This is a genomic window from Halobacillus halophilus (assembly GCF_020171985.1).
GTDB classification, from domain to species: Bacteria; Bacillota; Bacilli; order Bacillales; family Halobacillaceae; genus Halobacillus; species Halobacillus halophilus_A.
Window position 1 is genome coordinate 250541 of sequence record NZ_JAIVAL010000005.1, and the last position, 11674, is coordinate 262214.

Below are 11674 nucleotides of genomic sequence, written 5' to 3' on the forward strand. Positions count from 1 at the left end.
GCACAGCCCTATTCGTTCCCTGAGTGATTCAGTTCAATTTGTTTACTAATGGTGTCTGTTGCTTCATTCAACGCATCTTCTGGTGAAGACTTCCCGGTGGCGATCAATTGAAGCGCTTGAGCCATTGGTTCCCACACTTCACTCATTTCCGGAATGTTCGGCATAGGAATGGCACGTTCAGATTGAACTGCTACCGCATTCGCTCTCTCATCATCGGCAATAATTGGATCTTCAATTAATGATTTGATTGGCGGAATTTCATTCGTTTCTTCAAAGCGGATCTTCGCATTTTCTTCGTTCGCAATCCATTTGATCAATTCAGAAGCCCATTCTTTATTTTCAGAAGCTGAAGATAAGTGCCATCCCTTCACACCTACGAATGTTTGTGGATACTCACCATTAGGTAATTTAGGAAGTGGCGCTACGCCATAGTCGATACCTGCTTCATTCAACGCCTGAAAAGCCCATGGACCATCCATCATCGATGCGACTTTTCCATCCTGGAAAAGACCGTCTTTCGCAGATCCACCGCTCTCCCCAACGATCCCCGCCGGGAATATTTCTTCATACCATTTTTGAATATAGCTGGCGCCTTCGATAGCTCCTTCATTGCTTAATCCAAGATCCTGGGGATTAGGAGAACCGTTTTCTTCGCCAAATACATAGCCTCCATAACCGCTCATAACAGAGTTGGCAAAGTAGAAGTTATCCCATAGAGCAAGGAATCCGTACTGTTCACCCTGTGTAAAGTCTTTAGAGAATTCGAATACTTCCTCAAAGGTTTCAGGTGCTTTGTCCATATGTTCCTTATTGTAAATAAATACTGGGGTTTCTGTTGCTTTTGGAAGACCATAAAGTTTTCCATCATAGGTTTCAGCTTGAATAGAAGATTCTGTGTACTTGTCCGTAACGGATTGCTCATATTCGAGAGGAGAAATTAGACCTTCAATGACCAATTGACCAATTTGATCATGAGGCAGCGTCAATACGTCCGGTCCTGTACCTGCCGGACCATCTAAACGCAGTTGTTCACGCATCTTAGAGGACATGTCCAATTCTTTAAACTCCACTTTAATACCATGCTCTTCTTCAAAACTTTTAATTGCCGGCTCAAGAGCGACGCCTTTCTCTTTATCCTCCCAGATCACCAGTTTCTCTGGTTTCTCCGGCATTTCACCTTCCGCAGAGCTGCTGTTTTCTTCACTGTCCGAACTCTCTTCCTGCTCTCTTTCAGGTGCACAAGCAGCCAGTATTCCTACAGTCAGAAAAGCAATTAACAACGCACTTAACCATTTCTTCATTAACATAGACCCCCTAATAATTTACTATTCTATGTATGCGATCTACCAACTTAGTGAAACCGATTGCACACATCCTGGTTCACATTATACAAGCTTTTACAAATAATGCAAGCGGTTTCATTTCGATAAATTTAAAAGATTAATAGAATAAAACCCCAACAAAACAATATGTCCTAACCCTATTCTTAAAATTGACGGATGGTTGTATTCTGTTATAGATTATTAGAATAGCCAGAATAATTAATGCAATCGGTTGTTCAGAAAGGATGTTGATTTTGATAAAAGAAGCCGTCTTTCACAGACCAGGCCATAATTTTGCCTATGCATATGACGCTGAAACCATTCATATTCGACTGCGGACGAAAAAAGGGGATATGAGAAAGGTAACTCTCATTCATGGAGATCCATACATATGGAAAAAAGGGGAATGGCAAACAGAAGAAAAGCCAATGGAAAGAACCGGGAGTGACGATTTATTTGATTACTGGTTCACCTCCTTACAACCCCCATATCGACGACTACGCTACTCATTCAGGCTCGAAAACGAAATAGAAACAGCTGTATTTACGGAAAAAGGATTCTTTAGTGAAGTCCCTCTCGATGAAATCGATTACCACTTTTGCTTTCCTTTTTTAAATTCGGCTGATGTGTTCAAGGCTCCTAGTTGGGTGAAAGATACGATCTGGTATCAGATTTTTCCGGAAAGGTTTGGGAATGGAGATCCTTCCCTCAATCCAGAAGGGACCTTACCCTGGGGAAGTAAAAAACCGGAACAGGATAGTTTTTTTGGCGGAGACTTCCAGGGTGTAATCGATCACCTGGATTACCTTACGCAACTCGGAATAACCGGGATCTACTTTACTCCGATTTTCAAAGCTCATTCCAATCATAAATACGATACAACCGACTATATGGAAATTGATCCACAATTTGGAGATAAAGAGACTTTCCGCAAGCTGGTAAAGGCTTGTCATGAAAGAGGCATCCGCGTGATGCTTGATGCAGTCTTTAATCATAGCGGCTTTTATTTTGCACCTTTTCAAGACGTATTGAAGCGCGGAAAGAACTCTCCCTATTCTGAGTGGTTCCACCTGTGGGAAGACAAAGTGAGCCCTTCCCCTGCACCGAATTACGATGCCTTTGCTTTTGAATCGTATATGCCCAAGCTGAATACTGAGAATCCTGAAGTAAAGCAGTATCTGCTGGAGGTTGCCCGATACTGGATTGAGGAATTTGATATTGATGGCTGGAGACTGGATGTAGCCAATGAAGTAGATCATTCCTTCTGGAGGGAATTCCGCCGCACCGTCAAAGAAATTAAGCCTGATGCCTATATCCTGGGTGAGATCTGGCATGACTCCATGCCCTGGCTTCAGGGGGATCAATTTGACGCTGTGATGAATTATCCCTTTACCAATGCCGTCATTCACTTCTTCGCTAAACGTACCATAAGCCTTACCCGCTTTAAGCATCAGCTTGTTCACGTTCAGCATATGTATCCAGTTCCCGTGAATGAGGTCTCCTTCAACCTTCTTGGCAGTCACGATACACCGCGGGTTCTAACCTATGCTGAAGAGCATAAACCAACCGCAAAACTCATGTACTTGTTCCAAATGTCTTACGAAGGAACTCCTTGCATCTACTATGGAGATGAGGTGGGCATGACCGGTGGAGAGGATCCTGACTGCCGGAAATGTATGATATGGGAGGAAAATGAACAAGATCTGGAGATGTTCGCTTTTCTTCAGAACATGATTTCATTGCGCAAAACAGAACCAGCGTTTGGCAGCGGGGGAAGCTTCCAATTTGTAGATTACGGTGAAGAACTGCTTGCTTATGAAAAACGTTCTAAGGAACAAACACTTCAATTCTTCATCAATCCTTCGGAGCAATCTAAAACAGCTAAGGTTTCTGCAAGAAAAATTATGGGAAGCGACCATTATTCAACCGCTCAAAATGATGGAGTAGTCGTAGCTCCTTATGGTTATGTCATCATTGAAAAATAATTGAATAGATACCAGCTCTTAAAAAAGCGGATTAAGCTGCGAAGTCAAGTATTCGGTAAATACCTATTAAAAAAACTGCCAGGGAGCTTAAGTATATTTATAAAACCGCTATTCAAGCTGCTTCTGCTTCTATTCAAAAACTTCAGCAACCGTTCAGGAAACTCAGCCTGGACGCTTGTTTTATTATCCATCATAATGGAGAGAGTGACATTTCTTCTTCCTGAACCACATTTGGTGTTAGGTTACTTGGAATAATGGGAAGACTGTATAAGGAAGTCATTTTGAGAAAGAATCAGAAAAGGAGTGGATAACATGAACAACAGTCATTTTGACAAGATTAAGAACGGGGAAGGTTTCATCGCTGCGCTTGACCAGAGCGGAGGCAGTACGCCAAAGGCATTAGCAGACTACGGTGTACCGGAAGATTCTTATTCAAATGAGGACGAAATGTTCGATCTGGTTCACCAGATGCGTACCCGACTTATTACTTCACCATCCTTCAATGCCGATCAAATTCTAGGTGTCATCCTGTTTGAACAAACGATGGACCGCGAAATTGAAGGCAAGTACACGGCGGATTACCTGTCCGACAAAGGTATTGTACCTTTCTTAAAAGTAGATAAGGGACTTGCCGAGCAGGAAACTGGCGTTCAGCTTATGAAGCCTATTCATGATTTAGATGACACGCTGAGCCGTGCTAATGAACGCAATATTTTCGGTACAAAAATGCGTTCTGTCATCCACGAACCGAATACAATCGGTATCAAGGCTGTTGTAGAGCAGCAATTTGAGATCGGTAAACAGATTCTGGACTATGATTTAGTCCCTATTATCGAACCGGAAGTTAACATTCACAGTAAGGATAAAGAAAAATCCGAAGAAATCCTAAAGGATGAAATCCTTAAACAGTTGAATGAATTGCGTGAAGATCAAAATGTTATGCTGAAGCTTTCCATCCCAACGAAAGCTAACACATACAAAGAATTGATTGACCATCCACGCGTACTTCGTGTTGTCGCTCTGTCAGGCGGTTATTCCCGCGATGAAGCGAATGAAAAACTGAAAGAAAATCATGGCCTTATTGCAAGTTTCTCCAGAGCGCTGATTGCTGATTTAAATGCTAATCAGTCTGAAGAAGAATTTAATGCATCCCTGAAAAGTGCTGTAGATTCTATTCATGACGCTTCTGTTAATAAGAAATAAAGGAACATTGAAAGTGTCGGGTTTACGTAAAAGTAAGCCCGGCACTTTTTGCGTTCACCAAAACCTTACACAACATAAAAATACCATCATTGCTTCTACACAATGATGGTATGAAATGTCTTCGTTTATAGCGCTTCTTTGTACCTCTGGTAATAAGCTTCCACATTGTTGAGCAGTAAAAGCTCTGTGTATAAATAGGTTTTTACATTAAAATCGTTAAAATCAATATTGGTCAGCTCTTGAATTTGTTTAATTCTGTAATTAAGGGTATTCGGATGTATAAACAACTCGTTAGCAGTCTGCTTACCTTTTCCATTGTTCGCAAGATAGACCTCAAGTGTACGCAGAAGGTCCGTCTGTTTCTCTTTATCATTCTGGATAAGCGTCAACAAATCATCGCTGTAGTAATCTTCAGAGCTGTTTTTTTCATATAAGGCCGCTAAATAACGGTAGATTCCAAGCTTGGAAAATTCTCTGGGCATCGTTTCTGGCCGAGGGGTAATGAAGTTCGCAATCTCGATGACCTCCAGGGCCTCCAAAAAACTCTTTCGCATATTGGCGAGGATGGTATATTCTTTCCCCACTCCAATAAGAAAGTTGTAGAATTCATCTTCCTCACTATGCTCTTTGATCTCATCAATCAAGAACCTGGCCAGGTTACGTGAGGAAAACTCCTCCTGTTGAACACCGTGAACGACAAGAATCATCTGGAATTCGGTCTTTAGAAAATGAACACTTTTTCTTAAGGAGAAGTCCTGAATAGCTTTCTGCAGATAGTCCAGCATGTACTTATACCGGGGAGCCGTAACTGAAAAAACGACCACCGAAAAACGGTCCGGGATTGTAAGCTTAGCAAGCGTAGCATCATGACGAAACTGGCTTTCACTGTCGTATTCATGGTGGAGAAGTTTCCATAGGAGATCCTCTCTCCTGCCTTCCTTCGCATTCATCCGCTCATAAACATCATAGATTAATTTACCAAGATGAGGCGTCACCTCTTCCAAAAACGTCAGTTCTTCCGTGGTGAGCAGTTCATCAGATTCCTGCACCCAAATGTATCCCATTGTGTATCCTAAATGTTTGGCGGATATAACAATACGCTGGTGAAAACCCAGCTCCTCAATTGGCTGAATCCGGATTGGGTCCTGCCGCTTCTCCAGTCTTTGTACAATCCCCTCTTTTTTTAATCGATCAATTATGAAAAGGGGGCATTTTTTGGAGAGAATCGTCTTTTGCTGAGTAAGATCAAATTCCTCAATCGAAGAACTGTAAGAAATCAATTCGAAATTTTTATTTTCGATGATGACAGGCTTGCGAAGCTTGGAACTGATCAGCTCGGTTGCTTTATGGATATCCTCTACTTGAAGAATTAACTCGTTAATTTCCATCTGAATCCTTACCTTTCCAAGTAGAATGGTTTCACTTATTTAATCTCCATTATAGCGATTTCCACAGGAAAGCTAAAGCAAAAGAAAAAAAGCTCTCCCAAATTGGGAGAGCTTTAGTGTATTATTTAATTTAAAATTTTTCTGAAATTGTCTTCGCTAGCATATGAAGCGCTAGATAATCTGGGCCGCCGGCTTTAGAGTCCGTACCAGACATCTTGAAGCCGCCAAATGGCTGGTAACCGACAATTGCACCTGTACAGTTACGGTTGAAGTACAAGTTACCTACGTGGAAATCTTCTTTCGCTTTTTCCAAGTGCTGACGATTGTCAGAAATAACCGCGCCTGTCAGACCATATTCCGTGTTGTTAGCAATGTCGATGGCTTCGTCAAAGTCTGCTGCTTTTGTAAAGCAGACCACTGGTCCGAAGATTTCTTCCTGCTGCATACGGGAATTTGGTGCAAGGTCAGCGAATACGGTAGGATCGATGAAATAACCTTTCGAATCATCACCTTTACCGCCGGTCATTAAACGACCTTCTTCTTTACCTACTTCCATATAGCCCATGATCTTATCATAAGCAGCCTGATCCACAACAGGTCCCATATATACATTACCTTCAGAAGCATTTCCTACGGTTAATTCTTTCGTGCGTTTAACAACCATATCCAGCAGTTCATCGTACACGTCCTGATGGACTACAGCACGAGAACCAGATGAACATTTCTGTCCGGAGAAACCGAACGCTGACGTGATAATGGCATCTGCTGCCGTTTCCAGGTTCGCCTGGTTATCGACAACTACGGTATCTTTACCGCCCATCTCAGCGATAACTTGTTTCAAGTGGTTCTGACCAGCTTGAAGCTCTGCTGCACGCTTGATAATACGTGTACCTACGTCACGGGAACCAGTGAAGGAAATTAATGCCGTTTTCGGGTGATCGACAAGATAGTCCCCAACGTCTTTACCGCTTCCTGGTACATAGTTTAATACGCCTTTTGGAAGACCTGCTTCTTCCAGTACTTCTACGAATTTAGCAGCGATTACCGGGCTGTTACTAGCCGGTTTCATGACTACTGTGCTTCCGGTTACAAGTGGAGCTACCGTTGTACCTGCCATAATCGCAAAAGCAAGGTTCCATGGTGGAATTACAACAGCTACACCAGTAGAAGTATAAATGTAACGGTTTTGCTCGCCTGGACGGCTCTCTACTGGTTTACCGTCTTTCAATTCGATCATTTGACGACCGTAGTATTCAAGGAAATCAATCGCTTCAGCAGTATCAGCATCGGCTTCTTTCCAAGGCTTACCTACTTCGTAAACTAAGTATGCAGAGAATTCATGCTTACGGCGGCGAATAATGCTCGCTGCACGGAATAGTAATTCAGCACGAGCACGCTCAGACCATTTTCTCCAGCTTTCAAAAGCTTTAGATGCGGACTGTACCGCTTTTTCAGCAATGTCCTGGTTTGCTTTAGAGACAGATCCTACAAGCTGCTTTGTATTAGCTGGGTTAGTGGATTCAATTTGATCATCCGTACGAATGCGCTCCCCATCTACTAATAAGTCATGTTTTTGACCTAGTTCTTCTTTTACTTGTTTTAATGCCTCTTCAAATGCTTTCACGTTTTCCTCTTTTGAAAAATCTGTGAATGGTTCGTGTTTGTATGGTGTGACCATGATAAAAACTCCCTTCAAAAAATTAAATTATTTACTAAAGATTCCTTTTATAGCAAAGGCTATGTTGGCTGGCCTTTCTGCTAAGCGCCTCATAAAGTATCCATACCAGTCTTCTCCATAAGGAAGATAGACTCGAACGGTGTACCCTTCATCTTTCAAATCTTTTTGCAGCTGGTTTCGCATGCCGTACAGCATTTGAAACTCAAATTGATCTCTGGAAATACCATGTTCTTCAGCTAATTTCTTCGTATAGTCGATGATCGCATCATCATGACTTCCGACAGCTGTGTAGTGACCATTCAGGAGATTCGTCTTAATCAACTTTTTTAAGTTTTCATCTACTGATTCCTTCTCCGTGAATGCTACTTTTCCTGATTCCTTGTAAGCACCTTTCACTAAACGAAGGTAAGGGTCATAAGGTTGAAGTTCGTTTAAATCTTCCTCTGTACAGTAAAGATACGATTGAAGCACGGTTCCGAGATTATCATATTTTGCCTTCAAGGTTTTATACATATCTAGGGTGGCCTGGCACCTTGAAGAGTCTTCCATATCAATCGTTACCGTTACGCCGTTTTTCTTGGCTACTTCCAGAATATCCTCCATGTTTTCCTTAACAAGCTCTTCACTGATATCCATTCCCAGTGAGGTTAACTTCAAGGAAACTTCAGAGTTCAATTGATTATGAGCAATGGACTGGATGGTTTCGATACATTCCTGCTTTCGCTCTTTAGCTTCCACTTCGGAATTGACGAACTCACCCAGGTGGTCCACCGTAACTTCCAATCCTTCCTCGTTAAGCTGCTCAATCAATGGAATTGCCTGCGAGAATTTCTCCCCGCCTACAATCTTGTCAGCCCCAAATCTTGATCCATATCGTTTTGCTAAGCGGTCTAATACCTTGTTGTTTGAGAGGTATAAGAAAAAATTCTTACTTATGGCTTCCAAGACCACCACACTCCTTCAATCCTCTATTTCTTGCTTATGTGGAGTTTGTTTTCGATGGAATTCAAACAATTTCATCTGTTAAGAAAATTATAACGATTAATGGGTTGGAGCATCAACGTGCTCCAACCACAATCTTTACCACCTTGTTTTATGGTAACTCCACAATGCCGAATCAAATTTCGCTTCTTCGGGCTAATCTATCTAACTATTATTTCAATATATCAAGCGTACTAGCAGGTGTTCCCACTTCCACATAGGATCAAACCATTTCCACTCTTTTCTTTTATTTCCAATAGGCCGGTTTCCCGTAACTCTGATACAAATCTTCTTCAAAACTCCGAGTAACCGCTTTATTTTTTTGGTAAAGCGGTCCTTTTTCAATGCCATCTAGAGTTAAGGATATACGGATTTGATCCTCGCTCCATTTTGCTTCCTCAATCCAATCCGGGGAAATTAGCGTAAATGCATGGGTAGACCAACTGCCTGTACTAACTACGAAATAACGGATGATCCACGTTTCTTCTTCTATTAAAACATCTGTAATATAACCGGCATGTTCTTCTTCCGCGAATACATCCGCGTGACTGAAGACGCCTTTCATGTGGTTGACACTTCTTAAATGATCAGAGCGATCGGGAGTACTGACCGCGGTTTGCTGGCTCGCTGCTTCTGAATCAGAATCTAGCGGTGTATCCTGCTCACCCCAGACACTTTCGCCTGCCCAGTACTGACTCCAGTTGAAACGATCAGCAAACTCAGCTTCTTTTTCTGGATCCATTTCTTTCTCATCGCGTAAGCCAGCCCCTTCCCGCAAGTCTTCGCGAGTGTGATTGACTTCAATAACTTTTTTATCGAAATCAATTCGGCTTATTGCTGAAGGTGATAAGTAGATGATTTGATCTGGAAACCATTTTTCAGATGCAATGGTCAAATAACGGATTGTATAATTCTCATCATCAAAATATAAATCTTTAATTTTTCCCATTTCTCCATCTTGCGCTACGAGTGTCAGTTTCTCTAAACTAGTAGCATTCAAAAACATAGTTTTTCACCTCTTAGTAGAATTTGTTTCTTATTAGACAATTCCCACCCTACTTTATGGATTAAACGGGAAAATAGTGGTTTTTGTTATATTAAAATAACCCTGAAAAGTTTGTTAAACTTTTCAGGGCTCTATAGTAAACATAGATTCAGCTTCCGACGACAGCTTTTCGTAAATGATCGGCAAACGCCATAAGCTTGTCCATATCCGATACATCTTCTTCGAATAAAGGTACTTCTACTAATTCCTGCTCTGAGAAACTTTCTGTGATCTGTTTCAAATAGGTCTGTTCCTGTTGTCTCCTCCGTTCTAAGAACGTTCCATCAGCGTGTGAGGGAAGTACTTTATTTATAATTAGTGTCCGAATGGGAAGATCATACTGGGCAAGCTGTTTGATCGCCTGCTTTGTTTCTAATATAGGCAGTCGCTCTGGGATCAGCACAAAAATGAAACCCGTCTGCTTCTCGTCGAGAATGATTTCACGTACCGCTGCAAATTTTTCTTTTCGTTTTTGTAAAATAGTAAAAATCGGATCCTCTACGGGTTCGCCGTCATTAAGCAGTTCGGTATAGTTTTGATTTGTTTTTCGCCGGCGTTCGAGCATCCCGTCGATCCAGACAGACATCAACTCGGGCAGGGAAAGCAATCGGACTGTATGGCCAGTAGGAGCCGTATCAAACACGATTTTATCAAAGTTCGGTGCTTCATCTAGAATGATTGAAATCAACCGGTCGAACAAGGCCGCTTCATCTGCTCCTGGCGAAGCACTAGCCATGTCGATCTGACGATGCACTTCCTCCACCATTTTGGATTTGACCAGCCCTTCCAGATTTTCTTTTACCTCTTGAATATAGCGCTTTGATTCCTGTTCCGCATCCACTTCCATTCCCCACAGATTAGCGGCAAGTTTTGTTTTCTCATGCTCCAGATTTTCGTGGAAAATATCACCGAGATTGTGAGCAGGGTCTGTAGAAACCACTAGCGTTTGATACCCTTCTTTGGCAAATGCAGCTGCCATAGCAGCCGAGGACGTAGATTTACCGACGCCTCCTTTACCACCGACAAATACGATTTTATTCCCCTGTAGGTGATTCATAGATTATCTCCCCTTTCTTTTCTCTCTCAGCAGCAGCGGATTCCATCGAGCGGGGATTTCTCCATTCCCATCCGCAAATGCCAGTCATGGAATTTGTCGATAATGTAAGGGTATAGTTCCAACGTATAATAAAAAGCTGGGTTCGGGATCCCAAGCATGTCTGAATAAACGAGCAGCATAAATAAGTCATCTTCATCTCTCAGTTCTCTGGCAATTTCCTGCTTATGAGGAAGGCTAAGCACTTCATCGTACCATTCAATAAGATTCTTTAATGAGAATTTTTTATCCATTCATTACCCTCCGGTTTCAGCTTGAAGTTCGCGCTTGTAGGCTTCATGATTTTCTACGAGTTTTCCATTTATAAAAATAGCATTATATTTCAAGTGGAACAGAATGTACTTTCCGGCTTTTACAAGAGAGATGTGCCTCTCCTTCACTTGTTTTAAAAAATAGAGGAAGATAGCCAGCATATTTCGAGGGTCGAGAAATGTAATCTGCACAAGGTCGCCATATTCACGTTCTGTTTCCTGGTATAGTCTTCCTAAGGCTTCCCTGTCCTCTTCATGATGTTTGAATTCGTCCTTCATATGAATTAATCCATCACGGTCACTGCAAATCCCTCCGCAGCATCCCATTCCTACTTCCTGCTCTGGACGAATGATCATGACTTCCACCATTAGTTAATCCTCCTTTTCATCCACTCAAAACACCTTGTTAGTTTCACACTAAAGCTCCCGTTACTTGAAGACTTGATTTCGAGATTTTTGTGAAAATTTGGTCCTGCGGGGGACGATTTAGCTTTTCGGCCCTGCACGACGCAGGGTCGTTCGACGTTGCCACAGGATGTGGCGGTCTTAGTCGAACTTCTTATATGTGCTGAGCTTCCTCGGGCTTAATGTAATGACCCCCAAATGTTGGACACCTCACGAAACCTAGGAGGGATCCACCATATGCCCAAACTTACTTCCCAAGAAAAACACTTGGCTGTACACCGTTATCTCACGGAAAATGTGAG

10 protein-coding genes are annotated in these 11674 nt (G+C 42.1%); 2 read left to right on the forward strand and 8 right to left on the reverse strand.

The features are described 5' to 3' along the window. Nucleotides 1-8 precede the first annotated feature (8 nt). Nucleotides 9-1301, reverse strand: coding sequence for an extracellular solute-binding protein (locus tag LCM11_RS11105; RefSeq protein WP_224894307.1), 1293 nt, complete (start codon nt 1299-1301; stop codon nt 9-11). A gap of 275 nt (nt 1302-1576) precedes the next feature. Between LCM11_RS11105 and LCM11_RS11110 the strand changes: the two genes are divergently transcribed. Next, on the forward strand, nt 1577-3307 hold the full coding sequence (locus tag LCM11_RS11110; RefSeq protein WP_224894309.1) for a glycoside hydrolase family 13 protein: 1731 nt from the start codon (nt 1577-1579) through the stop codon (nt 3305-3307). A 312-nt stretch (nt 3308-3619) separates the two neighbouring features. Beyond that, on the forward strand, nt 3620-4510 hold the full coding sequence (locus LCM11_RS11115; protein ID WP_224894310.1) for a fructose bisphosphate aldolase: 891 nt from the start codon (nt 3620-3622) through the stop codon (nt 4508-4510). Nucleotides 4511-4635: 125 nt separating this feature from the next. Here the strand turns inward: LCM11_RS11115 and LCM11_RS11120 are convergent, their stop codons facing one another. The 7 genes from LCM11_RS11120 to LCM11_RS11150 form a co-directional block, all read right to left on the reverse strand. Then, nucleotides 4636-5898 carry a PucR family transcriptional regulator gene (locus LCM11_RS11120; RefSeq protein WP_224894311.1) on the reverse strand — a complete coding sequence of 421 codons (1263 nt, stop codon included), beginning with the start codon at nt 5896-5898 and terminating at the stop codon, nt 4636-4638. 130 nt (nt 5899-6028) lie between these two features. After that, on the reverse strand, nt 6029-7576 hold the full coding sequence (gene pruA, locus LCM11_RS11125) for an L-glutamate gamma-semialdehyde dehydrogenase (protein ID WP_224894312.1): 1548 nt from the start codon (nt 7574-7576) through the stop codon (nt 6029-6031). Nucleotides 7577-7603: 27 nt separating this feature from the next. Next, on the reverse strand, nt 7604-8521 hold the full coding sequence (locus tag LCM11_RS11130; protein WP_224894314.1) for a proline dehydrogenase family protein: 918 nt from the start codon (nt 8519-8521) through the stop codon (nt 7604-7606). Nucleotides 8522-8804: 283 nt separating this feature from the next. Next, the gene (locus LCM11_RS11135) at nt 8805-9563 is read right to left on the reverse strand and encodes a PRC-barrel domain-containing protein (protein ID WP_224894316.1); all 759 of its coding nucleotides are present in this window, start codon (nt 9561-9563) and stop codon (nt 8805-8807) included. A 148-nt stretch (nt 9564-9711) separates the two neighbouring features. After that, nucleotides 9712-10659 carry an ArsA family ATPase gene (locus LCM11_RS11140; RefSeq protein ID WP_224894318.1) on the reverse strand — a complete coding sequence of 316 codons (948 nt, stop codon included), beginning with the start codon at nt 10657-10659 and terminating at the stop codon, nt 9712-9714. A 26-nt stretch (nt 10660-10685) separates the two neighbouring features. Then, a complete protein-coding gene (locus tag LCM11_RS11145; RefSeq protein WP_224894319.1) occupies nt 10686-10949 on the reverse strand; it encodes a cory-CC-star protein in 264 nt (87 codons plus the stop codon). A 3-nt stretch (nt 10950-10952) separates the two neighbouring features. Beyond that, nucleotides 10953-11336 carry a hypothetical protein gene (locus tag LCM11_RS11150; RefSeq protein ID WP_224894320.1) on the reverse strand — a complete coding sequence of 128 codons (384 nt, stop codon included), beginning with the start codon at nt 11334-11336 and terminating at the stop codon, nt 10953-10955. Nucleotides 11337-11674 lie beyond the last annotated feature (338 nt).

Excerpts from the sequence above, each read along its gene's own strand:
- LCM11_RS11105 (WP_224894307.1), bottom strand. The coding sequence starts at position 1,301 with ATGAAGAAATGGTTAAGTGCGTTGTTAATTGCTTTTCTGACTGTAGGA.
- LCM11_RS11115 (WP_224894310.1), top strand. The coding sequence starts at position 3,620 with ATGAACAACAGTCATTTTGACAAGATTAAGAACGGGGAAGGTTTCATC.
- LCM11_RS11120 (WP_224894311.1), bottom strand. The coding sequence starts at position 5,898 with ATGGAAATTAACGAGTTAATTCTTCAAGTAGAGGATATCCATAAAGCA.
- pruA (WP_224894312.1), bottom strand. The coding sequence starts at position 7,576 with ATGGTCACACCATACAAACACGAACCATTCACAGATTTTTCAAAAGAG.
- LCM11_RS11135 (WP_224894316.1), bottom strand. The coding sequence starts at position 9,563 with ATGTTTTTGAATGCTACTAGTTTAGAGAAACTGACACTCGTAGCGCAA.
- LCM11_RS11140 (WP_224894318.1), bottom strand. The coding sequence starts at position 10,659 with ATGAATCACCTACAGGGGAATAAAATCGTATTTGTCGGTGGTAAAGGA.
- LCM11_RS11145 (WP_224894319.1), bottom strand. The coding sequence starts at position 10,949 with ATGGATAAAAAATTCTCATTAAAGAATCTTATTGAATGGTACGATGAA.
- LCM11_RS11150 (WP_224894320.1), bottom strand. The coding sequence starts at position 11,336 with ATGGTGGAAGTCATGATCATTCGTCCAGAGCAGGAAGTAGGAATGGGA.